At 69.8% G+C, this 25,249-nt stretch carries 20 protein-coding genes; 13 read left to right on the top strand and 7 right to left on the bottom strand.

Translation table 11 applies throughout. From position 1 onward, the window contains the following. Nucleotides 1-50 precede the first annotated feature (50 nt). The 3 genes from ACGFNP_RS14840 to ACGFNP_RS14830 are packed head-to-tail and all read left to right on the top strand — an operon-like array spanning nucleotide 51 to nucleotide 1,821. Nucleotides 51-416 (top strand): hypothetical protein, encoded by a 366-nt coding sequence (locus ACGFNP_RS14840; RefSeq protein WP_358334418.1) that lies wholly within the window; start codon nucleotides 51-53, stop codon nucleotides 414-416. A 41-nt stretch (nucleotides 417-457) separates the two neighbouring features. Continuing rightward, on the top strand, nucleotides 458-1,216 hold the full coding sequence (locus ACGFNP_RS14835) for a MerR family transcriptional regulator (protein ID WP_393318631.1): 759 nt from the start codon (nucleotides 458-460) through the stop codon (nucleotides 1,214-1,216). Next, nucleotides 1,216-1,821, top strand: coding sequence for a hypothetical protein (locus tag ACGFNP_RS14830; protein WP_393318628.1), 606 nt, complete (start codon nucleotides 1,216-1,218; stop codon nucleotides 1,819-1,821). The genes ACGFNP_RS14835 and ACGFNP_RS14830 overlap by 1 nt, the downstream gene beginning before the upstream one ends. Here ACGFNP_RS14830 and ACGFNP_RS14825 read toward each other — a convergent pair whose 3' ends face one another. The 3 genes from ACGFNP_RS14825 to ACGFNP_RS14815 form a co-directional block, all read right to left on the bottom strand. After that, nucleotides 1,822-2,766 (bottom strand): ATP-dependent DNA ligase, encoded by a 945-nt coding sequence (locus ACGFNP_RS14825; protein WP_358334410.1) that lies wholly within the window; start codon nucleotides 2,764-2,766, stop codon nucleotides 1,822-1,824. Nucleotides 2,767-2,837: 71 nt separating this feature from the next. Continuing rightward, entirely contained in the window at nucleotides 2,838-3,488 is a 651-nt protein-coding gene (locus ACGFNP_RS14820) for a response regulator (RefSeq protein WP_393318625.1), read from the bottom strand. Between the two features lie 31 nt (nucleotides 3,489-3,519). Beyond that, the gene (locus tag ACGFNP_RS14815; protein ID WP_393318622.1) at nucleotides 3,520-4,653 is read right to left on the bottom strand and encodes a sensor histidine kinase; all 1,134 of its coding nucleotides are present in this window, start codon (nucleotides 4,651-4,653) and stop codon (nucleotides 3,520-3,522) included. A 119-nt stretch (nucleotides 4,654-4,772) separates the two neighbouring features. Here ACGFNP_RS14815 and ACGFNP_RS14810 point away from each other — a divergent pair, with 119 nt between their 5' ends. The 3 genes from ACGFNP_RS14810 to ACGFNP_RS14800 are packed head-to-tail and all read left to right on the top strand — an operon-like array spanning nucleotide 4,773 to nucleotide 6,902. Next, nucleotides 4,773-5,837, top strand: coding sequence for a DUF418 domain-containing protein (locus ACGFNP_RS14810; RefSeq protein ID WP_393318620.1), 1,065 nt, complete (start codon nucleotides 4,773-4,775; stop codon nucleotides 5,835-5,837). A 28-nt stretch (nucleotides 5,838-5,865) separates the two neighbouring features. Then, the gene (locus ACGFNP_RS14805; protein ID WP_358334398.1) at nucleotides 5,866-6,183 is read left to right on the top strand and encodes a helix-turn-helix transcriptional regulator; all 318 of its coding nucleotides are present in this window, start codon (nucleotides 5,866-5,868) and stop codon (nucleotides 6,181-6,183) included. Beyond that, nucleotides 6,180-6,902: an HD domain-containing protein gene (locus ACGFNP_RS14800; RefSeq protein ID WP_393318617.1), complete on the top strand. Its 723-nt coding sequence runs from the start codon at nucleotides 6,180-6,182 to the stop codon at nucleotides 6,900-6,902. The genes ACGFNP_RS14805 and ACGFNP_RS14800 overlap by 4 nt, the downstream gene beginning before the upstream one ends. 2 nt (nucleotides 6,903-6,904) lie before the next feature. Here the strand turns inward: ACGFNP_RS14800 and ACGFNP_RS14795 are convergent, their stop codons facing one another. After that, nucleotides 6,905-7,741: an SDR family oxidoreductase gene (locus ACGFNP_RS14795; RefSeq protein ID WP_393318614.1), complete on the bottom strand. Its 837-nt coding sequence runs from the start codon at nucleotides 7,739-7,741 to the stop codon at nucleotides 6,905-6,907. 215 nt (nucleotides 7,742-7,956) lie between these two features. Here ACGFNP_RS14795 and ACGFNP_RS14790 point away from each other — a divergent pair, with 215 nt between their 5' ends. Genes ACGFNP_RS14790 through gntD form a run of 3 tightly spaced genes read left to right on the top strand, consistent with a single transcriptional unit; the run spans nucleotide 7,957 to nucleotide 10,099 of the window. Then, nucleotides 7,957-8,793: a winged helix-turn-helix domain-containing protein gene (locus tag ACGFNP_RS14790; protein ID WP_358334389.1), complete on the top strand. Its 837-nt coding sequence runs from the start codon at nucleotides 7,957-7,959 to the stop codon at nucleotides 8,791-8,793. 18 nt (nucleotides 8,794-8,811) lie between these two features. After that, nucleotides 8,812-9,027: an MbtH family protein gene (locus tag ACGFNP_RS14785; RefSeq protein ID WP_393318611.1), complete on the top strand. Its 216-nt coding sequence runs from the start codon at nucleotides 8,812-8,814 to the stop codon at nucleotides 9,025-9,027. Between the two features lie 34 nt (nucleotides 9,028-9,061). Further along, nucleotides 9,062-10,099 (top strand): guanitoxin biosynthesis L-enduracididine beta-hydroxylase GntD, encoded by a 1,038-nt coding sequence (gene gntD, locus ACGFNP_RS14780; RefSeq protein WP_393318608.1) that lies wholly within the window; start codon nucleotides 9,062-9,064, stop codon nucleotides 10,097-10,099. A gap of 192 nt (nucleotides 10,100-10,291) precedes the next feature. On the opposite strand, the gene ACGFNP_RS14775 is transcribed toward gntD, so the two are convergent. After that, entirely contained in the window at nucleotides 10,292-11,704 is a 1,413-nt protein-coding gene (locus ACGFNP_RS14775) for an MFS transporter (protein ID WP_393318605.1), read from the bottom strand. Between the two features lie 396 nt (nucleotides 11,705-12,100). On the opposite strand from ACGFNP_RS14775, the gene ACGFNP_RS14770 reads away from it, so the two are divergent. Next, nucleotides 12,101-13,672: a glycosyltransferase family 39 protein gene (locus ACGFNP_RS14770; RefSeq protein ID WP_393318602.1), complete on the top strand. Its 1,572-nt coding sequence runs from the start codon at nucleotides 12,101-12,103 to the stop codon at nucleotides 13,670-13,672. Nucleotides 13,673-13,737: 65 nt separating this feature from the next. Here the strand turns inward: ACGFNP_RS14770 and ACGFNP_RS14765 are convergent, their stop codons facing one another. Continuing rightward, nucleotides 13,738-14,898: a tryptophan 2,3-dioxygenase family protein gene (locus ACGFNP_RS14765; protein ID WP_393318600.1), complete on the bottom strand. Its 1,161-nt coding sequence runs from the start codon at nucleotides 14,896-14,898 to the stop codon at nucleotides 13,738-13,740. A 28-nt stretch (nucleotides 14,899-14,926) separates the two neighbouring features. Beyond that, the gene (locus ACGFNP_RS14760; protein ID WP_358334375.1) at nucleotides 14,927-15,928 is read right to left on the bottom strand and encodes a methyltransferase; all 1,002 of its coding nucleotides are present in this window, start codon (nucleotides 15,926-15,928) and stop codon (nucleotides 14,927-14,929) included. 283 nt (nucleotides 15,929-16,211) lie between these two features. Here ACGFNP_RS14760 and ACGFNP_RS14755 point away from each other — a divergent pair, with 283 nt between their 5' ends. The 3 genes from ACGFNP_RS14755 to ACGFNP_RS14745 all read left to right on the top strand — a co-directional run bounded on the left by ACGFNP_RS14755 (nucleotide 16,212) and on the right by ACGFNP_RS14745 (nucleotide 25,245). Beyond that, the gene (locus ACGFNP_RS14755) at nucleotides 16,212-16,922 is read left to right on the top strand and encodes an ABC transporter ATP-binding protein (RefSeq protein WP_358334372.1); all 711 of its coding nucleotides are present in this window, start codon (nucleotides 16,212-16,214) and stop codon (nucleotides 16,920-16,922) included. 1 nt (nucleotide 16,923) lies between these two features. Next, nucleotides 16,924-19,485, top strand: coding sequence for an FtsX-like permease family protein (locus tag ACGFNP_RS14750; RefSeq protein WP_393318596.1), 2,562 nt, complete (start codon nucleotides 16,924-16,926; stop codon nucleotides 19,483-19,485). A gap of 150 nt (nucleotides 19,486-19,635) precedes the next feature. Then, nucleotides 19,636-25,245: an amino acid adenylation domain-containing protein gene (locus tag ACGFNP_RS14745; protein ID WP_393318593.1), complete on the top strand. Its 5,610-nt coding sequence runs from the start codon at nucleotides 19,636-19,638 to the stop codon at nucleotides 25,243-25,245. Nucleotides 25,246-25,249 lie beyond the last annotated feature (4 nt).

Below are 25,249 nucleotides of genomic sequence, written 5' to 3'. Positions count from 1 at the left end.
GGTTGATCAAAGCCGGCCCCGCCGGCGTTGATCACCATTAGAGTCCTGCCGTGATCGCCCCCTCTCCCGCTGCCGACCGGACGACCTCGCCGAGCGGCACATCCGTCGCGTTGACCTCCGTCCTCGCCGTCGTCATCTGGCTGGCGGGCTTCATCGCCTGGCTGGCCGTGTCGATCCTCGGTGAGAAGGCGTGCGCGCTGACCTCGTACCAGATCGAGGACTGCGACACGGTCAGCACGTGGGGCACGGTCACCCTGTCGACCTGGCTGCTCGCGCCGATCGGCTGCGCGGTGCTGCTGGCCCTGCTCTCGGCCGTCCCGGAGCGGCACGCGGGGGCTCGCCGGGCGGCCCTGTACGCCGTGCCGCTCGTGCCGCTGCTGGTCATCGTGGAAGCGGCGCTCGCCTACGCTCTGTGATGAATTGACCTTCACGTAAGGTCAACGTGTGTAATGAGCACATGCGAATCGGCGAGCTCGCCGCGCTGGTCGGGGTGTCCACCCGGACCGTGCGCCACTACCATCACCTGGGCCTGATGCCCGAGCCGGCGCGGCTGGCCAACGGCTACCGTGAGTATCGGCTGCGCGATGCGGTGGCCCTCGCCCGCATCCGGCAGCTGGCCGAGCTGGGCCTGTCCCTCGACGAGCTCCGCGACGTCCTGGCCGACGACGAGGGGCGCGAGCTGCGTGAGGTGCTCCAGGAGCTCGACGCCGACCTGGCCAGGCAGCAGGCGGCCATCGACGCCAAGCGGGACCGGCTGGCCGCGCTCCTGGAGGCGGCCGACCTCCATTCCGGCTCGCTGATGTCACCCGAGCTGGCGGAGGTGCTGCGCGAGCTGCCCGCGGCGGGTTCGAGGTTCGCCGAGCTCGATCGCGAGCTGCTGACCGTGGTGAACACGGTGGCCGACCCGGCTGCCCAGACGCGGATGCTCGACCTGATGCGCCCGCTCACCGAGCCCGGCGCGCTCGCGCGGGGTCACGCCCTCTACCGGCGGCTCGACGAGCTCGCCCAGGCGGATCCCGGCGACCCCCGCCTCGCCGCGCTCGCCACCGACCTCGCCGCGCACCTGCCGGACGAGATGGCGAGGCAGATGATCGCGCACCTGCCGGACGGCTCCGCCGGGGACGGCGGGTGGCTGGAAGCGATGTTCTCGGAGCTCACCCCCGCGCAGTCCGAGGTGTTCCGGCTGCTTCTGATCGCGCTCAAGGAGAGGTTCTGATGGCACGCAAGGTGCTTCGGTTAGTCCAGATCGAGCTGCTGAGCCTGGTGAGTCTCGTCCTGTGGATCGCGCGGCGACGCCACGGCGTGCCGGCCGGCGCCACCGCCGTGCCGTACGCGAGAGAGCAGGCGCCGATCCTGCTCGTCTTCCTGTTCGTGATGATTGTGGAGACAGTGGGGATAGACCTGCTCCTACGGGCGATCGACGTTCCGGACTGGCTGCGCGTGGTGGTGCTGATCGGCGACGTCTACGGCATCCTCTACTGCCTGGCGCTCGGCGCGGCCTGCGTCACCCGGCCGCACGTCGTGACGCCCGGCGAGCTGCGTGTCCGGTTCGGGGTGTACTTCGACCTGCGCGTTCCCCGCGAGCTGATCTCTTCGGTACGGCTGTCGCGCAGCTACAACGAGAGCAGGATGGTCGCCGTGGCGGACGGGCGGCTCAGTGTGGCGGTCTCCTCCCAGACCAACGTGATCGTCCAACTGGCCGAGCCGATCACCGTGATCCGCCCGCTCGGTGGCCGGGCCGAGGCCACCACGATCCGCTTCTTCGCCGACGACCCGGACTCCGTCCTGCGCTCACTCAAGCAGGCCACGCCGGCCCGCTGATCACTCGCCTCTCCTGGCCTTCGCTCGGCGCTTGCCCTCGTGCATCGCCTGGACGCGGGCGATCGGGATCGTGTGCCCCTCCTCGACCAGGTCGGCGGGCAGCGGCTGCGGCTCGGGCATGAGCTCCGCCCAGGGGTCGGCGTCGGCGAGCAGCCGCGCCGCGGTGTGGATGGTGAAGTCGGACGGCGTGACCCGGTCGAGGTCCTCCCAGGCCAAGGGGAAGGAGACCGGCGCGCCCGGCCGGATGCGCGGGCTGTAGGCGGCCACCACCGTCGCGCCGCCCGCGCGGGTGGAGTCGAGGAACACCTTGCCCTCGCGGTCCTCCCGGATGAACGCCGTGGTGGCGAGCGCCGGGTCGACGCGCTCGGCGCGGGCTGCCAGGGCGCGGGTGGCCGCGGCCAGGTCGTCCATCGCGGTCCCCGCCACCACGGGCACGAACACGTGCAGCCCCTTCGCCCCGCTGGTCTTCACCGCCCCGGCCAGCCCCGCGTCGTCGAGGGCCTGGCGCACCAGCCGGGCCGCCCCCACGGCCAGCGGGAACGCGTCCTCGACGGGCGGGTCGAGGTCGAGCACGAGATGGGTGGGATGCTCGCCGCGGAACAGCGCCGGGTGGTATTCGACCGCCCTCTGGTTGGCGAACCACAGCAGCGTCCTGCGGTCGTCGCACAGCGCGTAGGACACCTGCCGGTGCGACGCCTCGGCCCAGACGGAGATCGTACGGATCCAGTCGGGGGCGTACTTGGGCACGTTCTTCTGCATGAACGGCGCCTGGCCGGGCCGTACGCGGATCACCGACAGCGCGCGGTCCCGCAGGACGGGGATGATGCGGTCGCGGACGGCGTCCAGGTAGTCGACCAGATCCCGTTTCGTCGCGTTCGATCCGTCGAACAGCGGCTGGTCGAGATTGGTGAGCGACACTCCGTCCCGCGTTTCATCGCTGGTCACCCGGTTCACGATGCCCACGTACGGGCGTGGGGTCAACTTTGGTCGGTCTAGCGGCGTTCGTCTGCCTGGGTCTACCCCACGATGCGGTTCTCCCAGGCCCAGGCGACGATCTCGACTCGGTTGCGCATGCCTAGCTTGGCCAGGATGCCGGATATGTGGCCCTTGACGGTGCTCAGGGAGATGAACAGTTCGGCGGCGATCTCCTGGTTGGTGCGGCCCCGGGCGACGGCCCGGACGACCTCGGCCTCCCGTTCGGACAGCGGCTGGGCGGTTTTGCGGGCGGTCGGTGCGCCGGTGGCGGTGAGGTGGCGGAGGAGCCGCAGAGTGATCGACGGGGAGATCAAGGCGTCCCCGGCGTTGGCGGCGCGGACGGCCTCGACGAGCAGGGTGGGGCCGGCGTCTTTCAGCACGAAGCCGACCGCCCCGCCGCGCAGCGCGCCGTAGACGTACTCGTCGAGGTCGAAGGTGGTGACCACGATGACCCGCAGCGGGTCGGGGACGCCGGGGCCGGCCAGTGCGTGGGTGACCTCGATGCCGTTGAGGCGGGGCATCTGGATGTCCACCAGGCACACGTCCGGCCGCAGGCTGCGGGCCAGAGCGACCGCCTCGGCGCCGTCCGCGGCCTCGGCGACCACGGTGATGTCGGGCTCGTCCTCCAGGATGAGCCGCAGGCAGCCACGGATCATCGCCTGGTCGTCGGCCAGCAGGACCCTGATGGTCATGGACGTCTCCGCGCGGCGACCCGCAAGGTGGTCATCGGCGTTTCCGCGCGGGGACGGGCAGGGTGGCGAGTACGGACCACCCGGTCCCGGGGCGCGGGCCGGCGGACAGCAGGCCGCCGAGGGCCTCGACGCGTTCGCGCATCCCGACCAGGCCGTAGCCGCCGCGGTGGGGGTAACGGGCCGGGACCGGCGGGGCGTCGTCGGCGACCTCGACGGTGACCACGTCTCGCTCGCGGGCGACGCTGACCGTCACCGAGCGGGCGTGCGGTGCGTGGCGGGAGATGTTGGTCAGCGACTCCTGTACGACCCGGTAGACGGTGCTGGACACCTCGGGCGGCCACCCCGATTCGTCCTCGGGCAGGCTCAGGCTCACTTCGGGGCCGTGGCCGCCGAAGCGTTCGACCAGTTCGCTGAGTTGTTCGGGGCCGGGCGTGGCGGGGGCCGCGTCCTCGGCGTCGCGCAGCAGGCCGACGACGCGGCGGGTCGCGGCCAGCGCGTCGGAGCCAGCGGCCTCGATGCTCGCGAGGGAGTCTTCCGTCTTCTCCGGGTGCTTGCGGGTGACGAGCTGGGCGGCCTGGGCCTGGAGTACGACGGAGGTGATGTGGTGGGCGACGACGTCATGGAGTTCCCTGGCCAGCACCAGGCGCTCGTTGCGGCGTACCCGCTCGGCGACGGTCCTCCGGCGGGCGGCGAGCAGTCGCGGGCCCAGCCCGAGCGCGACGGCGGCGAGCCATCCCGCGCCGTTCAGCACCACGACGGGCGAAACGCCGGCGGCAGGGGTGCGGGTGGCGAGCAGGCTGCCCACGACCACCGCGAATCCACCGGCCGCGACCGCGCAGGCCGAGGGGGCCGGGAGCGCTCTGATCGCGGAGCCGACGAGCACGGACAGGGCCAGGGCCATGGCCAGGCCGGGCTCGCTGGGGAGATGGACGAAGCGGGTGATGAGCATGGCGGCCGCCGCGACGGCCAGGCCCGCCACGGCCGCCCATACCCGGTGGCGCCGGCGTACCAGAGCTGTCGCGCACACCACCGCTCCGGCGACGCAGTCGAACTGCCAGTAACCGTCGCCCCAACTGTCCGCGATCCGGTACGCCTGGAAGGCGAGCGCCGCCGCGAACACGGCGCCGAGCCCGGCGTCGGCCGCGATCCCGGCCCGCACATTCACATGGTTCAGGCTAGGAGATGTGCACCGCGCACCGAACCGGCCGAAAGTACCGTCGTGCATGGTGTAACCCTGCTTTCGCCCGATGCCCGGCATCGGGCCGGGCTCGCAGGATGAGCCTCATGCGACATCAAGATCCCTATTCGGTGCCGGAAGCCGCCCGCGTCACCTCCAGGCGACCGCGTATCGCCGCGCTCGACGTAATACGCGGGTTCGCGCTGTGCGGAATCCTGGTGGCCAACGTCCAGCCGATAGCCCACGTCGGCAGCGTCGCCGTGGAGCCGGCACCGATGCCTGGGGAGGAATGGATGGGGCTGCTCGTCGAGCAGCGCTTCTTCCCGATCTTCTCTCTGCTGTTCGGCGTCGGGTTCTCGCTGCTGCTGAACTCCGCCACCGACCGCGCCCCTCACCCGCGGCTGCTCCTGCTGCGCCGGCTCCTGGTGCTGCTCGCGATGGGCCTGGTGCACCACTTCCTGCTTTGGGAGGGTGACATCCTGGCCATCTACGCCGTCGTCGGCCTGGTGGTACTGCTGCCCTCGACCTGGCTGCCGCGGTGGGCCGTGGCCGGCCTCGCCGCCGCGCTCCTCGTGGCGCCGTTGATCGTCGGCAGCGGCTTTCTCGCACTGGTCCCCGGGCTGTTCCTGCTGGGCTCAGCGCTGACCCGGTACGGGGTGATCGCCCGGATCGAGCGGTCCACCCGCGGCCCTGCCGTGCTCGGCCTAGTCCTCGCGGTGGGGGCCGCGCCCGCCCTGTGGTGGCAGACCCACTCCACCGGCGGGTCGGGCTTCAGCGGCTCGCTCGCCTTGGCCGGGCTGCTGATCGCAGGGGTGTACGTGTGCGCCCTGCTGGTCCTGCTCAGGACACCGATCCGACCAGCGCTGCAGGCGGTCTTCGCACCGCTGGGGCAGATGGCGCTCACCAACTACCTGACCGCCACGATCCTCGTCCTGGCGATCAGCCGCGTCCTCCGCGGCCGGTCGGACGACTGGTCTTTGACGACGGTGCTGCTGATCGCGGGCGCCGTCCTCGCCGTCCAGTGGCTGTGGTCCGCCCTCTGGCTGCGGCGGTACCAGCAAGGCCCCCTCGAATGGCTCTGGCGCTGGGCCACCTGGGCCCGCCGCCCACCCCTGCGCCGCGACATCGCTGTCACTTTCGAGAGACATGGCGGGCCATCTCTACCTAGCTAGATTAAGAGTCATGGCAGGCAGTCCACGAATGACGCCGCAGACCATCTCGGTCTTGCGGGAGCTGTTGAATGATCCCTTGGCCGAGCATTACGGACTGGGATTATGTAAAGCCACCGGAATCGCCGGTGGCACTCTTTATCCCATTCTGGTCCGTCTGGAAGCGTACGGCTGGGTGGAGAGCCGCTGGGATGACCCGGCCGCCCACCAGGGTCGTCCACCGCGCCGGCACTACAGAATCACCGAAGACGGCCTCGAACGCGGCCGTGAGGCCATCGCTCGGACGGCCGGAAAGCGCAGGCGGGCCGCCGGAAGCAGGCGTCCCGGGATCGCTGGAGGCACGGCATGAACACCCTGGAAGACGCCTTGCCCGATTACCTGACAGCGGATCAGGCGCGGATGGTCGAGCGTGCGTACACGGTGGCCGCCTATTGGCACCGCGACCAGACACGGAGGAGCGGGGAGCCGTACATCACCCATCCACTCGCGGTCGCCGCCATCCTGGCCGAGTACGGCGCTGACCACGAGTTACTCTGCGCGGCGCTCCTTCACGACGTCCTCGAAGACACCTCGTGTCCCGAGACGGAACTGGCGGCGGAGTTCGGCGAGACGATCGTGCGTCTGGTGACGGACCTGCGGCCGCTCGATGACCCCGCGCTGCTGGCTGAAGGCTGGGCGGCCACCACCGACGAGCGGGTGCTGACCTTGAAGGTGGCCGATCGCCTGCACAACCAGCGGACGATGCGATTCCTCCCGCCGGACAAGCAACTGCGGAAAGCGCGTGAGACCCTCGACGTCTTCGTGCCGATCGCCGGCCGGCTGGGCATGGACGAGATCGGCCGGGAACTCGAAGGTCTCGCGCGGGCGAGACTCGATGCCGGAACGCAGGCGTTTCTCCGGGTGATCACTGCGGGGGCGATCATCCTTCCGCATGCTGTCCGGGCTCGCTGGATCGCGGAGTGGCTCGGAGAGCTCCACGCGCTGCCCGATCGACGCGCCCGCCGGCGCTTCACCGCGGAGTTGCTCGTGGGCATGCCACGGTTGGCCGTAATGCTGCGCCGACCCTAGGGTCAGTGGAAGTCGGCAGCGTGCTCTCGTGCCCACTGCGAGAAGGGTACGGCGGGTCGTCCAAGGACCTGTTCTACCGTGCCTGTCGCCGGTGATCCTCCGTTCGCCGCCGCCTTGATGAACTCGAGGATCGCGTCGACGATGTACGGCTTCTCGAACTGCCCGAAACGGTCACGTGCCGCTGATTCCGACAACTCCTCGATCTGGAGGTCCTTGTCGATCGCCGCGCCGATCAACTCGACCTGACGCCGCTGGGACAGCAGCTCGGAACCCGTCAGCAAGGCGCCGGCTTCTTTGCCGGCCTCCCCCGCAAGGGCCGCGACCGCGACCGCGGCGATGTCGCGTTCATGGATGGGGGCCATCACCGCTTCGGGATGGACCAGCCGGACGATGCCGTCGGTACGGATCGAGTGGGCCCAGTTCAGCGCGTTGTTCGCCAGAACCAGCGGGCGGATCGGCGTCCAGGGCAGACCCGAACCATCCAGTGCCCGCTCGACCGACCGATGCTCTTCGGCTATCGCGTTTCCCGCCGCGTACGGCAGCAAGACGCTTCCCGAGGACATCAGCACGATGCGTTCGAGATCAGCGTCCCGAGCGGCACCAACGAAAGCATCGGCGCCGCCGACGGGCGCGTACAGGAAGACCTTCCGCACCCCGTCCAACGCGGCCTTCAGCGTGTCGGGCCGGGTGAGGTCCGCGGCGACCACGGACACTTCTGCGGGCAGGTCCGCCGACGCGAGGTCACGCACCGACGCGCGCACCGATTCTCCGGCGGCCAGCAGCCGATCGACGACATGACGCCCGACGCTTCCGCGGGCTCCGATCACCAAGGTGGACACAGCGCTCCTCTGCGTTAGCAGCGACTAGCTTGAGCGCGCCCTGGGAGCCACAGCCGTGACACACGAAGCGTTCCGACGCGGCACTTCGTGCGCCGCCACAGTAACATCGTCCGCTCGTTACCGCGCTGTTGCCGGGTAGGACCGCGGTAGTCCCGAGATAGCGGTCGTCCCTAATTTCGTGAAGTGTGCTGAGGATTCACTTCACGGTCCAGGATATGGGCCGCCTGCGCATGAGCGCGGGACTCGGGCTGGTGGCGGAAGGTGCTTTCGCCCTGGACCTGTTCCAGCGCAACGGCGCCGTCTTCGACGGCTGGCGCAAGCAGGTGCGCCGACGTCTCGGACCACGCGTCGGCGCCATGGAGCAGCTGCTCCGCGAGCGCCTTTCGCTGGCCGAGCTGCTGGAGCTCCTCGGTGATGCCCCCGCCGACGCCAAGACCCGCGCGCGGGTCACGGCGCTGGTCTTCGAGTTCTGCGGCGCGGCCGTGGTCCCTTACTGGGGCCGGGTTCAGAGCTCTCTGGAGGCCGAACGGGCCATCCGCGGCCGCATCGGCATCACTACCGGGGTCGAGGGTCTGCTCCGTACCTTGCACCCCAACATGGAATGGAATCCACCCGTCCTCGAGATCCGTGACGACGAAGAACGCGACGTCCATCTGCGCGGGCGCGGGCTGCTGCTCAGCCCGTCGCTGTTCCTGCGCAGTAGGTCCTGCGTAGTCGTGGGCGCCGGAAACGACAAACCGCCCGCACTGGCCTACTCCATGCGTTTCGACGTGGCCGACATCTTCGGCACCGAGCCCCCGCCTGAGCAGGCGCTCGGCGCTCTGGTCGGCCACACCCGGGCGGCGGCCCTACAGGCGCTCGCCGAAAGCTGTACCACCGGCGAACTGGCTCAGCGCCTCGGCATCTCGCTCGCCGGCGCGAGCAAACACGCGACCGTCCTGCGCAGGGCCGGTCTGGCCAACGCCTCCAGGAGCAGGAACACGGTGCTCCACACACTGACGCCGCTGGGCGTCGCTCTCCTGCGACGCCGCGAATCCGTACCGGCCCGCTAGCCATGGAAGGGATCGATGATGAGCACCAACCCGTTCGAGGACCCGGACGGCACCTACCACGTGCTGGTCAACGAGGAAGGGCAGCACTCGCTGTGGCCCTCGTTCGCCGAGGTGCCCGCCGGATGGACCGTGGCCCGGGCCGACACGAACCGGCAGTCGGCGCTCGACTACGTCACGGCGAACTGGACCGACATGCGGCCCGCCAGCCTCGTCAGGTCGATGGAGGGGTCGTGAGATTCGCCAGCGCCCATCAAGAAAGGACTCACCCGTGCTCACGATAAAACTGGACGCGGCCGAGACCAAGTTCGTCCACGAACTCGTCGACGAGCTGTCCGAACACCACCAGAGCGTGGAGTCGGCCGACTTCCAGCGAGAGGCCAAGACCTTCGCCCAGGAATTACCCCGGCGCCTGCGCGCGGCCCTGAACGGATTCGTCGCGGCGGAGCGCCACGGCGGTTGCGTGATCTCGGGGCTGCCCGTCGACGACCGCGTGATCGGGCCGACCCCGGCGCACTGGAAGGACAAGCCGGTGCCGTCGCCGTCGCTGCGGCAGGACATCGCCTTCTACCTGATGGCCTGCCTGCTCGGCGAGCCCATCGGCTGGGCCACCCAGCAAGACGGTTATCTCATGCACGACATCCTGCCCATCAAGGGGCATGAGCGTGAGCAGATCGGCTCGGGCTGCGAGGAGGTGCTCACCTGGCACACCGAGGACGCCTTCCACCCGCTGCGGACGGACTATCTCGGGCTGATCTGCCTGCGCAACCACGACGGGGTCGCGACCACCGTCGCGGACGTCGCCGACGTACGCCTGGACCAGGTCACCGGCGAGTTGCTGCGTCAGGAGCGCTTCCGCATCCTGCCCGACCACTCGCACCGGCCCGAGAGCGTGGGCGCCCCCGCCGGCGCGGACGGCCTGCGGCACAAGGCCGCCGCGCTGTTGCGCAGCAGCCGGAAGATCGTCGACCAGGAGCTGCGCTCGCCGACGGCGACCGCGGTGCTGTTCGGTGACCCGGACGATCCATATATCCGTATCGACCCGCATTTCATGCGGCACGTCCAGGGGGTGGCCGAGCAGGAGGCGCTCGATGTGGTGACCCGCGCGCTCGACGCGGTCGTCACCGAGATCGTGCTCCGGCCCGGCGATATCTGCTTCATCGACAACTATCGGATGGTGCACGGGCGAAACGCGTTCTCCGCGCGGTTCGACGGAACCGACAGATGGCTGCGGCGGCTCAATATCGCCAGGGATCTCCGTAAATCCCGGGCCCGCCGGCTGGGCGCGGAATCTCGGACGATCTACTGATCTCCTGATTTGGTGTGGTTTCTGGAGCGGGCCGGTCGCGACCGCAGGCACTCGACGAGCGCCGCAGCGACCGGCCCGCTTCCGTACGCCTGGCCCGCTTCCCTGCGGCACCCCTTTCCCGCGGCACCGGGATCATAAAAACCGCCCGGGTCGCCGAGTGGTCACGCGGGGGCGCGGTCGTAGACCGGGTGGCTACGTCTCCGGGGCGGCGGGTGCGGGGCGCAGGGTTGGGAAGTGGCGGAGGGTTGGGCTGAGGTTGGCGCCGAGTGCCACGATGCCCAGGGCCGCGGCGCAGATCAGGATGCTCATCGCACCGTCGCCCGTGACGGCGATCAGCAGGCCGCCGGCCATCGGACCCACCGTGCCGGCCAGGTCGGAGCAGAGGCCGACGACACCGCTCAGACGGCCGCGTATCTCGTCAGGGGCGATCGTGAGCTGGTAGGTCACGATGGTGGTGTTCGCGACGGGGAAGAACACCGCGGCCAGCCCGAGTAACACGCCGAGCAGGAGCCCTCGCGACACGAGCGCCATCAGCCCGGCCATCGCGGCGAAGACCCACGACGCGCCGATGATGATCACGGGTGCCGGCAGCGCGGCGTGCAGCCGGCCCGCCACCATGGCGCCGAGCAGCCCACCGACGCCAAAGCAGGCCATCATCAACCCGATCTCGCCGTAAGCCACCTCGGCCTCGCCCGACTGGACCAGGATGATGATGATCAGCGCGTGGAACGCGAGATTGACGAAAACGATCCACACGACGGTCGTCCTGATGACGGGCTGCCGCAACAGCCAGCGAAACCCGCTCAAGAGCCCGTCATCGCTCGGCCGGCCGGGCGAGACCTGACCGGGCGAGACCTGACCGGGCGAGACCTGACCGGCGGGGCGGCGGCGAGGGAGCCGGAGCACCGTCAGCGCGGCGAAGGAGACCGCCAGCATTCCGGCGTCGATCGAGAACGGCACCAGCTCGTGCAGCCCGAAGGTGAACCCGGCCGCCGCGGGGCCGAGCAGGAGCGCCCCGAACGGGCGCGCCGCGTTGCGCGCCAGCGCGTCGGGCAACTGGGCACCGGGTACGACCTGCGGAAGCGCCGCATGCTCCGCCGGCTGGAACACCGAGCTGAAAGCGCCCTCGATCACGGCGACGAGAACGACATGGGGGAAGGAGAAGACCCCGAGCAGCAGCGCGATCACGATGCTGAACATCGCCGCCGAGCGCACCGCCTGAGACAGCAACAGGACTCTCTTGCGGTCCCACCGGTCGGCGATCACACCTGCCGGGACGTTCACCGCCATCCGCGCCGCCGCCAAGATCGAGGTGATCAGCCCGATCTGCACCGCCGAGGCCGAGTGCGCCAGGAGCAGCAGCGGAAAGGCGACGAACACGATCTCGCCGGCCAGTTCCGACAGGAACATGCTGGTCCACAGGATGTTGTAGTCGCGGTTCCGGGACAACCGAACCGGCTCGTCCCCCGCCGACACCACGGTGCTTTCGTCCCGTCCGCCGCCACCCGGCACCGACACCCCGGCGCTCTCGTCGCGTCGCGCCGTACGCCCGGTGCTCTCGTCGTGCCGCGCCATGCGCCCGCCGATCTGGTCGTGTCGCGCCATGCGCCCGCCGATCTGTTCTGGTGCCCGAATGCCGGGCCGATCCTCACGCGCAGGAATATGTCCCCGCGGAGGCGCCCAATGGCCGAACCGCGCTTACCTTCAGATCTTGCTGCTGAATTCGCCCGGCCGGCTATGTCTTTGACTCGACCGCGAAATCCGGAGGCCAGGGCCACGCCATGAAGGCCACCGGCCGCAAAAGAATGGCCTGCGAGTTTTCTGCACGCGTCAACTTCATTGCCGCACGGGACCGGTGTCCAACACCATGAGGCGGCCAGGTGCCTCCGCCGCCACTGCGGTCACAGAAAGAAATCGGGAGAGCAGCGACGGCCACGGTCGACTGATTCACGCCTCACGCGGCCTGCGTTTCGCCAGGCTGCGATGGAATGGAGGTATGTCGTGACGACCACGACAGCCAAACCCGACCTACCGACCTCGATCAAGGCCACATTACCCGCCGTGCGATGGTGGCCCCTGCTGAGCGTCGCCGGTGCGCTGACAGCCCTGCTCCTCGTACTGTCGGGGCGGCACGGCTACCACCTCGACGAGCTGTACACCAGAGCGGCCAGCCAGCATCTCGACTGGGGGCAGATCGACCAGCCGCCACTGGTCGCGCTGGTGGCCAGGCTGGAAATAATGGTGTTCGGCGACAGCCTGACGGCATTTCGCATAGTGCCCGCCCTGCTGATCGGGGTGGTGGTGATTCTCGCCGCATTCATCGCCCGCGAACTCGGGGCGAATCAGCGAGCCCAGCTCCTCGCCACGATCGCCGCGGCGGCGTCCGGTCTCGCGCTGCACACCGGACATATCCTGGGCACCAACAATTTCGACGTGCTCGTCTGGGTCGTCGTCTGCTGGCTGGCCATCAGGCTCGCCCGTACCCGCGATTACCGGCTGTGGCTGGTGATGGGCGCGGTGGTCGGATTCGGCTTGCACGCCAAATACCTCCTCGCTCTGCTCCTGCTCTCCCTCGCGGCGGGAATACTGCTCTGCGGGCCGCGGGAGGCGCTGCGTAGCTGGAAACTGGTCGCCGGCGTCGTCATCGCGGCGGTGATCGCGGCACCCGTCCTGGTGTGGCAGGTGATGCACGGCTGGCCGCAGGTCGAGATGTCCAAGGCGTTGTCGACGGCGCTCGACACCCTGTCCAGGGTCTCCTTCATCCCGATGCAGATCCTCATGATCGGCTTGTTCCTGAGCCCGGTGTGGATCGCCGGCCTGGTCGGCCTGCTGCGCCGCCCGCAATGGCGTCCGTACCGGTTCATCGGGGTGGCCTACCTCTTCATGGTCGTGCTGCTGCTCGTCATCGGCGGGCAGGCGGCGTACGCCTCGGCTCTGCAGTTCGTGCTGCTGGCCACCGGATGTGTCATGGTCGAGCAATGGGCACGGACCGTCACGCGTAAATACCTGTTCGGGGCGGCGGTGGGCCTCAATCTGGTGACGTCGGCGGTGTTGATGCTGCCGGTGTTCCCCATCCAGACGTATGCCGGTAATCCCGTGCTGCAGGAACTCGCCATCGTCCAGTTCGACCAGGCCGGGTGGCCGGAGCTGACCGCCCAGGCCGCCGCCATCTACCGAGGGCTGCCGGCGGCGGACCAGGCCCATGCCATCTTCTACGGCAACCACTACGGCCAGGCGGGCGCGCTGGACAAGTACGGCCCCCAGTACGGGCTGCCGCACGCCTACAGCGGCCACAACTCCTACGCCGACTTCGGACAGCCGACCGATGACAAGACCGTCGTCATCACGATCGGCGTGGATCGTGCCCAGTTCTCGAAGCTGTTCGCCCGGTGCGAGCCGCACGGCAAGTTCGACATCGACCTGCCCGTGTCCGACCGGGGGCAGGAGTTCATGGTGTGCCGGCAGCCCCGTGAGTCGTGGTCGCTGCTGTGGCCCAAGCTTCGCTGGATCGGCTTCCAGTGCCCGTACACCGCCAAGGCCGTGACGGCGACGAGCACAGAGGGCTGCACCTGATCAGCCGTCGATGAAGAGGCCTCCGCTCTGGCGAACCAGAGCGGAGGCCTCTTTCGTACGGTCGATCAGCAGAAGGCGAACCGGGAGAGCAGGTCCTCGGGGTCGTCCAGCCTGGTGCCGGAGCAGAGGCCGCTCTTGTCGATGAACCGCTTGAGGTAGCCGGCTCCCTCGGTGCCGCCCGAACCCTTCATGTTCGGCAGGTAGGTGCGGCCGAATCCGTAGTGCCGGCCCCGCCACATCAGCAGGCACCGCTCCACCTCCGTGTACGCGCTGACCACCTCCGCGTCCGCGCCGGCGGCGACCACGTCCTTCAGGGAGCGGAATTCCCGCAGCCGAGGGTCGTTGATCAGGTCGAGGTGGGCGAAACCGGCGTACGTCTCCGCCTTGCGTTCGTCGTAGCCGTACACCACCAGCTCCATCAGGTGGTAGTTCAACGACTGGACCGCGCTGGCGTCCCCGGTGGCGTCCCGGAAGCCGAGGAACAGCTCGGGCGACAGGGTCTTCAGCACGTGGAAGATCTCTTTGAGCAGTTCGGAGCAGGCGATCAGCTGGCCCATCCGGAACATGAACTCGGCGCGGTCGAGGCCGACCACCGCGATCGCCTGGCGGGCCAGCCCTCGGATCATGAAGAAGGTCAGCTCGCAGGCCTGCACGGAGCGGATGAAGATGTGCTCGTCGTGCTTGTCCGAGCGGCGGAATCCGCAGCACCGCCTGAGCAGCAGCAACTGCCGTTCGAGCCGTTCGTCCTCGTGCGCGGCACGCACCAGGTCCGCGCCGCGCAGCGCGCTGTAAGGCGCGACGGACATCGCACCGACCTGATCGATGACCCGATGCAGGCCGAGCAGGCGTTCGGCGAGGTGCTCGGGCACCACCGCGTGCCGGCAGGCCTCCCGGCGTTCCAGATCGGCGAGTTCGGTCAGGGTCGCGTGCATCGCGAGCAGGCAACCGCCGAAGGCGTCGTCCTGGCCGGAGAGGAACTGGCCGAAGACGTGCAGCCCGGTGTAGCGGTAGTACTCGGGAATGGCGAGACGCCGGCTGAACGGACGCGTCAGCAGGCGGATGGTGTCGTTCTCTTCGGTGTCCGGACCGGCCAGCGCCTCGTCGTAGCGGCGGGACAGGTCGGCCAGTTCTTCCTGGCTCAGTTCGGCCAGCGCGGTCGTGGCCAGCCGGTCGGCGAGCGCTGTGCTGTGTTCAGGGAAGGTTAATCGAACGGCATCGGTGGTCATCTGTTCCCCACGGGGTTGCGAGCGGTGGTCAATCGCGCCGACCGACCAGGAGGTGCTTGTCGGCGGTGGAGCGGTGCACGGCGCAGCGGGTGAATCCGGCGCGTTCCAGCAAGCTCAGGTACTCCGCGGGGGTCCGGTGCCTGCCCTGGGTCTCGAAGTACATCGACAGGTTCATCACCGCGGTGGCCAGCGGGCCCTGCCGGTCCTCGTCGAAGAGGCGCTCCATGACGAGTACGCGGCCGCCCGGCCGGCAGGCGTCGTACGCCTTGCGCAGCAGTTGGGCGCAGGTCTCGTCGTCCCAGTCGGACAGGATGTAGCCGAACGCGACGCAGTCGCCTTCGGGCAGCGGATCCCGGAAGAAGTCGCCGCCGGTGAAGCCGAGCCGGTCGCCGAGCCGGTGCTCTCGCGCGGTCTCCGCGAGGTACGGCCCGACCTGCGGCAGGTCGAACACGGTCGAGCGGAGGCGCGGGTAGGCGAGCAGGGCCGCCACGGAGAACGGGCCGCTCGCGCCGCCGACGTCCACCAGTCGCCGGGCGTCGCCGAGGTCGGCGAGCGCGGCGAGTTCGTGGGAGACGTGGAAACTGAGCTGCCACATCGCGGTGAGAAACCGCCGGGTGGACTCCTCGTCGCGATACAGCGTGGCGAACGGCGCGGGCAGGTCGGCGTCGACCGCGTTCTTGCCGCGCTCCAGATAGGCGGCCAACTGGCCGAACCGTTCCGCCGTGCTGCCGAGCAGATGGTCGACGAATCCCAGCAGGTATCGCGGCTCCCGCCGGTCGAGGTAGGGCCGCACTCCGTCGGCGAGGGCGTACTGGCCGCCGGCCGTGCGATCGAGCACGTTCAGCGAGGCCAGGACGAGCAGCAGCCGTTCGAGGGTCTCCTCGTCGGTCTCCAGCGCGCCCGCGAGCTTCGCGGTGGTGGCGCCGGCGTTGTCCGCGAGGTAGGTGAACACCCCGGACTTGTCGGCGAGATGCAGGGAGTAGGTAGAATAAATTCCGAAGACGGCACGTTCGAGATGCGCTGGAATCATGGCAGACGGCCAATCCGGTCGATACTCATCAGGCATTCTTAAATGCCCTGGCCGGCGAAAATGCGCAGGCGAAACTCCGGCAGCCGCCGGCCGCGGAGGGTCACGCCGAGCTTTCCCCAGTATTCGCATCGGCCCGGCCGGCGACTACCTGTTTGACTCGTCAGAGAAAAACCCAGTTCACGGGCATGTTCAGCGAACGGCGAAAATGAACTAGTCTTAATGCAATACTCGGCGCGACATTCGATACTTGCGAGGGTGCGGGGTGGCGACGTACGCGGTCCGAATGGATTCGGTAGGCAAGGTGTACGGATCAGGACGCAACGCCGTACACGCGCTCAACGACGTGACGATGGCCTTGCCGAGAGGCACGTTCACCGCGGTCATGGGCCCGTCCGGCTCGGGCAAGAGCACGTTCCTGCACTGTGCGGCCGGCCTCGACCGGGCCACGTCGGGAAAGGTCTGGCTGGGCGACACGGAGTTATCCGGCTTGAAAGAGGACGCGCTCACCGAGCTCCGGCGCGAGCGCGTCGGGTTCGTCTTCCAGGCGTACAACCTGCTCGATTCGTTGACCGTCGAACAGAACATCACGCTGCCGTTCCGCCTGGCGGAGAAACCCATCCAGCACGATCGTCTGCGGACCGCGTTGGCGGCGGTCGGCCTCAGCGAGCAGCACGACCGCTATCCGAGCCAGCTCTCCGGCGGCCAGCGGCAGCGGGTCGCGATCGCCCGGGCGTTGATCAATCAGCCGGACGCGGTGTTCGCCGACGAGCCGACCGGAGCGCTCGACACCCGCACCGGCCGGCAGATCCTGGAGCTGCTGCGGCAGGTGGTCAAGGAGATGGGGCAGACGGTGCTGATGGTGACCCACGATCCGGTCGCCGCCTCCCACGCCGACTCGGTGGTGTTCCTGGCCGACGGCCGGTTGGCCGGTGAGCTGCGCGGGGCCTCGCCGGAGAAGGTCGCCGACCGGATGACTCGTTTGGGCGACTGGTGACATGGCGCCGCGCGTGATGTCGAAGCGGGCACTGTCCCTGGCCTGGAGCACGATCAAGGGGCGTAAGGGGGGTTTCGTCGCCGCGTTCCTGGCGGTGATGTTCGGGTCGGCGGTCATCACCGCCAGCGGGATCCTGCTGGAGACCGGCCTCAGCTCCGGCGTCCCGACCGAGCGGTACCGGGCGGCCGCGGTGGTCGTCGGCGCCTACCAGTCCCTGCCGATCGCCGATGACATCGACCCCCGGTTCAGCGAGCGGGTCCGATTGCCGGCCGCCCGCGTCGGTGAGGTCGCGCGGGTACGCGGCGTGCGCGCCGCGATCGGTGACGTCAGCGTGCCGATGAGCGTGGTGACCCGGGACGGCCGGGTGCTCGACGGGCCGGACGGCTTTCCCCTGCTCGGACACGGCTGGCCGGCCGCCGTGCTCGGGCCGTTCACTCTGAGCGCCGGGCGGCAGCCCCAGGCGCCGGACGAGGTCGTGCTGGAATCGGGGCTGGCCGGGCGGGCAGGGGTCTCCGTCGGCGGCTCGGTGACGTTGACCGTAGGCTCGACCCCGTCGAGCTACCGGGTGAGCGGCCTGGTGACCCCGCCGGGCGGGCGGCTGATCCGGCAGTCCGCGCTGTTCCTCACCAACGAGCGGGCCCGGCAGCTGTCCGGGCGGCCGGATCAGGTGGACGCGATCGGCGTCCTGGCCGCCCCGCACGCCGAGCCCGCCGATCTCGCCGCCGACGTCGAGAAGGCCGTCCCCAAGGTCGTGACCTACACCGGCGACGACCGCAGCGACGCCGAGATCCTGGACATCGGGGCGACGCGCTCGTTCGTGATCGAGCTGGCCCTGTCGTTCGGCGCCACCATGGTCATGGTGGTCGTGATCGTCGTGGCCAGTACGCTCGCGCTGTCCGTACAGCAGCGGAGAAGGGAACTGGCGCTGCTCCGGGCGATCGGCGCGACCCCGAAGCAGGTCCTCGGCATGATCGGGGCCGAGGCGACCCTGGTCAGCGTGGCCGGAGCGGTGCTCGGCGCGGTTCCGGGCATCGGCCTGGGCCTGGTGTTCCACGAGGTCTTCGCCGCGGTCGGCGTGTTACCCGAGGACTTCGAGCTGGTGATCGGCCCGGTCCCCGTGCTGGCCTCCATGGTGCTGTGCGTGATCGGCGCCCGGATGGGCGGCTGGATCGCCGCACGGCGCGCGGCCAAGGTCAGCCCGGTCGAGGCGCTCGGCGACGCGGCGGTGGATCCACGCAAGCTTGGCTGGATCCGCATGACGGTCGGCGTGCTGCTCATCCCGGCCGCCCTGGCGGCCGCGATCGTCCTGCCGATCGTGCTGCCCGGCGAGGCGGCCGTGGACGGCGCGAGCAGCTCCGCCCTGATGCTGGTCATCGCCGTCGCCCTGCTCGGCCCCCGCCTGCTCGGGGGCGCCGTCTCCGTGCTCGGGCCGCGGCTGAACCGGTCCGGGGAGGTCAGCGGCTTCCTGGCGATCGCGAACGCCCACGCCAGATCGCGGCGGCTCAGCTCGGCCACCACGCCGCTGATCATGGGCGTGACGATGGCCGCCGCGCAGATCTTCAGCGCCACCACCCTGGCGTCCGCCGCGCAGAGCCAGGCCGTCGAGGGCATCCGCGCCGATTACGTGGTGACCCCGAGGTCCGCGGGGCTGTCTCCGGAGCTCGCCGGCGTGCTCGGCAGGACGGCCGGTGTGGCGGCGGTGACGCCGGTGGTCCGGACCCAGACGATCGCCACCTACACCTCCGACGACAGTCAGCAGTACAAGATCTTCGCGACGCAGGGCGTCGACCCCGGCGGCCTCAAGGCGACCATGGATCTCGGCGTCCTCTCCGGCGACCTCGCCGGCCTGCGCGGCGAGACGGTGGCGCTGAGCCGGATCGCCGCGGGCACCATCGGCGCGGGCCTCGGCGACACCGTCACCCTGCGGCTCGGCGACGGCGCCGCCGTCCGGGCGCGGGTGGTGGCGCTCTACGAGAAGGGCTTCGGCTTCGGCGACGTCACTCTCCCCCACGACCTGGTCATCCGGCACACCACCGACCATCTCGACTCCTGGCTGCTGGTCAAGGCGGCGAAGGGCACCGACCTGCGCTCGGCCCTGGCGCGTTACCCGACGGCCGCGGTCGCCGACAGCGGGTCCTTCACGGCCGCGCAGAGCGGCGACGGGGCGGGCGACTCCGCGGTCAGCCTCCTCCTCAACGCGATCCTGCTCGGCTACATCGCCATCGCTGTGGTGAACACCCTGGTCATGGCCACCGTCGCGCGGGTACGCGAATTCGCCATGCTGCGGCTCATCGGCGCCAAGCGCGCCCAGGTCCTGTCGATGATGCGCCGCGAGACGCGGATCATCGTGGTCGCCGCCGTGCTCATCGGCACGCTGGCCGCGATCCCGGCGTTGGTCGGCGTCAGCGTGGCCGTGAGCCGCTGGCCGGTGCCGTCGATTCCGCCGCTCGCGTACGCGGGCATCGTGCTCGCCGCCGTGCTCGTCGCCTGGCCGGCGATCATGATTTCCGCGCGGGTCGCCATGCGGCAGAGGCCGGTGGAGGCCATCGGCGCCCGCGAGTGAGGCCCGACCACTCTGTTTAGCTGCCGAGTCAATGACGTGGATCTCCCGCATATTCCGCGGGAAGCTGGCACCCCCAGGTGAAATAAATTCGGAATTCCGCGTGGGGTTGATATCCGTTCCAGCGGCGCGGAATTCTATCGGAGGTCGAACATGTCCGATGATAGGTTGACGTCCACACGGGAATCCGCGGAATTGCCGGCGACCCCGCTCCGGCTACCGGCCGATCGCCGCCGGTCCGGGGCGCGGAAATTCTCCCCCGCGTCCCATCCATTCGCGCTTTCCGCGGAACTCACCGAAGGACTGCTCAAACTCGGCGCCCGTCACGACGCCTCCCTATTCGTCATCCTGACCGCCGCCTGCCAGGTGCTCTTCGCCCGTTATTCCGGGCAGGAGGACATAGCGGTGGGCACCGAATATCCACCTCATACGCTCCTGCTGCGGTCGCGGGTGGTGGGCACACAGCCGTTCGACGCCTTCCTGGCCACGGTCCGGGAAACGGTACGCACCGCGTTCGCCGAGCCCGACGTACGGCACCAGCCCCTGATACGCGCGATGGTGGTACAGGGCGGCCCACCGGCCAATCCCGTCGACATCGCGGTGACCTTCGCCGAACAGACCGGCCCCCTCGCGTTGTCGGTCGAATACAACGCCGAGCTGTTCCACCCGGAGACCATCGAGCGGCTGGCCGGCAATCTCGAGGTCCTGCTGGCGGGAGTGCTCACCGACCCTGGCCGGCCGGTGTCCGAGCTGCCGCTGCTGACCGAGCCCGAGCGGCGGCGGCTGCTCGTGGAGTGGAACGACACCGCCTACGACTATCCGGCGGACCAGTGCGTACCCGAGCTGATCGCCGAGCAGGCCCGTGCGAACCCGGACGAACCGGCCGTGGTGGCGGGCAACGTGATCCTCACCTACGCCGAGCTGGACGGCCTGTCGAACCGGCTGGCGCACCGCCTCCTGGCCGAGGGCGTGACCACCGAGTCCCGGGTCGGCCTCCTGCTGGACCGTTCGCCCTGCGCGGTCGTGTCGATGCTCGCGGTGCTCAAGGCCGGCGCGGTCTACGTACCCCTGCACGACAGCTATCCGGCGGAACGGATCCGCTGGGTGCTCCGCGACACCGGCGCGGCGGTCCTGCTCACCGACCGGACCATGGGCGCGAAGGCGCGGGCGGCCGGCATCCCGGTGATCGTGGTGGACGAGCCGGACCTCGCCGAGCCGCGCGCGGACGCCCCCGCGGTGACCGTGCGTCCGGAGCAGTTGGCGTACGTGATGTACACCTCGGGCTCCACCGGCACCCCGAAGGGTGTGGCGGTGACCCACCGGGACATCGTGAGCCTGGCCTGGGACCGTCACGCGCGCTCCGAGACGCACCAGCGATTCCTGTTCTTCTCCCCGCACGCCTTCGATGCCGCGACCTACGAGGTGTGGGTCCCGCTGCTGATGGGCGGCAGGGTGGTGGTCGCGCCGGCGGAGCTGACCCCACAGGTGCTGCGCGGGCTGGTCGCCGACCACGGCGTGACCGCCGTGATGCTCACCGCCGCCCTGTTCCGCCTCTTCGCCGAGGAGGCGCCGGACTGCTTCGCGGGCCTGCGGGAGGCGTGGACGGTGGGCGAGGCCCCATCGCTGGCCGCGGTGGAACGGGTCCTTCAGGCCTGTCCCGGCACGGTCGTCCTCAACGGGTACGGCCCCACCGAGACCACGACCTTCGCGACCACCCAGGTGCTGACGTTGGAGCAGGTGCGGGCCGGTGTCGCGCCGATCGGCGGGCCCACGGACAACACGCGGACGTACGTGCTGGACGAGTGCCTGCGGCCCGTCCCCATCGGCGCCCCGGGTGAGCTGTATCTGGCCGGCGAGGGTCTGGCCAGGGGATACTTCGGCCGCCCCGAGCTCACGGCCGGGCGCTTCGTCGCGGACCCCTTCGGCGCGGGCAGCCGGATGTACCGGACCGGCGACCTGGTGCGGTGGAGCGCGGACGGGGACATCGAGTTCGTCGGCCGGGTCGACGACCAGGTGAAGATCCGCGGCTTCCGCATCGAGCTGGGCGAGGTCGAGACGGCGCTGCGCCGCTACCCCGGGGTCGCCGAAGCCGTGGTGACGGTCCACGACTCCCACGGGACGCGCAACCTGATCGCCTACGTGGTGGCCGGCGAGGCCGAGGAGATGGAGCTGCGGCGCTTCGCGGCCGAGCGGCTGCCGAGCTATATGGTCCCGTCCCGCTTCATCGTGCTGGACAGCCTGCCGATCTCCAGCAACGGGAAGATCGACAAGCGGGCGCTCCCCGCGCCCGACGCCGCGCCACGGCCCGCTGCCGAAGCAGTGCTTCCGCGTACGGACGTCGAGCGGATCCTCGCCGACGTCTGGTCCGAGGTGCTGGGGATCGAGCACGTCGGCGTGACCGACGACTTCTTCGCCCTCGGCGGCGACTCCATCCTGAACATGAAGGTGGTGTCCAGAGCCCGTTCCCGCGGCGTACGCCTGACCGCCAAGGACGTCTTCGTCAAGCAGACCATCGCCGAGCTGGCGGCGGCCGCCGAGCCGCTGCCCGCTCCGGTGGACGAGCACCGCCGCGCCACCGACCGGCCGGCCGCCGAACTGCCGCCGGCGACAGGCGGCGTCGACGTGGCCGATGTCTACCCGTTGACACCGATGCAGAGCGGCATGCTGTTCGACGCGCTGATGGTGCGCGACTCCGGCCTCCACCTCATCCAGTTCGAGGTGGTGCTGGACGGCGTGGACGACCCGGAGGCGCTGGGCCGGGCGTGGCAGCATGCCGCGGATCTCCATCCGATCCTGCGCACCGCCGTGGTCTGGGAAGACGTCGACACCCCGCTCCAGGTCGTGTACGAGCGGGCCACGCTGCCCATCACCCACGCCGACTGGCGATCGTTGCCCGAGCACGACAGGCGACGCGAGCTGCGCCGGCTGATCGCCGCGGACCGGGCCGCCGGCGTCGAGTTCACCCAGGCTCCGCTCAGCAGGCTGTCCATCATCCGGCTGACCGACACCAGGGTCGAGGTCATCTGGTCGGTCCATCACATCCTGGTGGACGGGTGGAGCGCCGCCGAGCTGCTCGGGGAGGTCCTGTCCCACTACGGCGGCACCGCGGCGCCCGCCCCCCGGAGGGCGTTCCGCGATTACGTGGAATGGCTGGATCGGCACGACGAACCGGCCGCGGAGACGTACTGGCGGGACAAGCTCGCCGGTTTCGACACGCCCACGAAGCTCTCCTTCGACCGGCAGCCCGGGGAGGGCTACCGGCCCCGGGCGACGGAATCGGTCCAGGTGGAGGTGCCGGAGGCGCTGGCCTCGAAGATCGTCTCCTGCGCGCAGCGCACCAAGCTGACGATGAACACCCTGGTCCAGGGCGCCTGGGCGATCCTGCTGGCACGGCACTGCGGCGAGCGGGACGTGTGCTTCGGCACCACGGTGTCCGTACGGCCCGCCGACCTGGACGGAGCGGACTCGATCCTCGGGATGCTCATCAACACCCTGCCCATCCGGATCGACGTCGACGACCGCCGTCAGCTGCTGCCCTGGCTGCGCGAAGCGCAGCGCGAACAGGCGAGTGCCAGGGAGTTCGGCTCGGTGTCGCTTCCCCGGGTGCAGTCGTGGAGCGACGTGCCGGCCGGGGTCAACCTGTTCGACAGCGTCCTGGTCTTCCAGAACTACCCGTTCGATCGTCGGACGACAGCGGACGGCCTCGACCTCGTCTCCTTCAACCCCGAATTCAGTACGAACTACCCCATCGGTCTCAGCGTCTTCCCCGACGAGACGCTGTCGATGCGGCTGCTCTACGACCCGGAGCTCTTCGACGCCACCACCATCGACCGGATCTCCCAGCACCTCCTGGCCCTGCTCGCCTCCTTCGTGGCAGACACCGGCCAGGTGATCGGCGAGATCCCCATGCTCACCGGCGCGGAGTTCCGGATGATCGTGGACGAGTGGAGCGGCACGACGGCCGACTACTCGATCGAGCGCCGCGTCCACGAGGTGATCGCCGAAGGCGCCCGGCGATGGCCGGAGGCGATCGCGGTGGAGTGCGGTGAGCAGCGGCTGTCCTACGCGGAGCTGGAGACGCGGGCGAACCGGCTCGCCCAGTACCTGACCGGCCTGGGCGTCACCGGCAACGTGCTGGTCGGCGTGGCCGTCGAACGCAGCCTGGACCTCGTCGTCGCGATCCTCGGCGTGCTCAAGTCCGGCTGCGCCTACGTGCCGCTGGACCCGGACTATCCGGCGCAACGGCTGCGCGTCATGCTGGCCGAGTCCCAGCCGGCGGTGGTGCTGACCCATGAACGGCTCGTCGCCGACCTGTCCGCGGCCGGTGCCCGTACGGTGTGCCTGGACCGGGACTGGCCGGCCATCGCCCAGTGCCCGGATGCTCCGCCGCCGAACACCGGCGGGCCGCGCGACCTCGCCTACGTCGTGTACACCTCGGGCTCGACCGGGCAGCCCAAGGGGGTCATGGTCGAGCATCGCTCGCTGTACAACACGGTCGTGGCGGTGTGCGACCTGTGGCTGACCCGGGAGAGCAGGGTCTTCCAGCTCTGCCCGATGAGCTTCGACGCCGCTTCGCTGGATCTGTTCACCACGCTGGTGAGCGGGGCCACGCTGGTGGCTCCGGTGACGGCTCCGGGGTACGGCGGCGCGCAGCTGATCGAGCAGCTGCGTACGAAGATCGTGACGGCCGTGACCATGCCGCCCACCGTCCTGCCGGCCCTCGACGCCGAGGCGCTGTCCGGTCTGGAGTTCATCCGGGTCGGTGGCGAGGTGCTCACCTCCGAGCTGGCCAGAATCTGGTCACGGGGCCGCAGGCTGGTCAACAATTACGGGCCGAGCGAGGGCAGCATCGCCGTCACCCTGTTCCCGGTGGAGCCGGGGACGGAGTACGGCAACGTACCGATCGGGCTGCCCATCCCGAACGACCGCGTCTACGTGCTGGACGCGCGGCTCTCCCCCGTTCCGGTCGGCGTCACCGGCGAGCTGTACATCGGCGGCGACGGCGTGGCCCGCGGCTACGTCGGCCGCCCCGGACTGACCGCCGAGCGCTTCGTCGCCGACCCGTTCGGTCCGCCGGGCGCCCGGCTGTACCGCTCCGGGGACCTCGTCCGCTGGAACCCGGACGGCACGCTGGAGTTCGCCGGCCGGGCCGACGACCAGGCGAAGATCCGCGGTTTCCGGGTGGAGCCGAGAGAGGTGGAGAACGTCCTGTCCCGGCACAAGGGCGTGGCCGAGACGGCCGTGACCATCCACGAGGACGAGGCCGGGAACAAACGCCTGATCGCCTACGTGGTGTCGCCGCCCGGCGCCCCCACGCCTTCCGGCGGCGAGCTCGGCGGGCATCTCGCGGAGTTCCTGCCGGACTACATGATTCCGTCCGCCTTCGTACCGCTGGCGAAGCTGCCGCTCAACCGCAACGGGAAGCTCGACCGCGAGGCGCTGCCCGCGCCGGGCTACCAGGACGACGCCGAGAAGGAGTATCTGCCTCCGCGCAACCCGACGGAAGAGGCGCTGTGCCGGATCTGGTCGGAGGTGCTGGCGATCGACCACATCGGGATCGAGGACAACTTCTTCGACCTGGGCGGCGACTCCATCAGCAGCGTTCGGCTGGTGTCGAGGATCCGCGGCGCCTTCGACGTCGACGTCTCGCCGCATGACCTCTTCGATCGACCGCGGATCGCGGCGCTGGCCGAGCGGATCCAGAGCAAGATCCTGGAGAGCCTGCCGACAGCATCCGGACTCGACGCCTCAGGCAGGATCTGAAGGG

Source organism: Nonomuraea sp. NPDC049269 (assembly GCF_043197155.1).
Classification (GTDB): domain Bacteria; phylum Actinomycetota; class Actinomycetes; order Streptosporangiales; family Streptosporangiaceae; genus Nonomuraea.
Note: the sequence above shows the minus strand (reverse complement) of the source record. Positions and strands in the feature narration are given on the sequence as shown.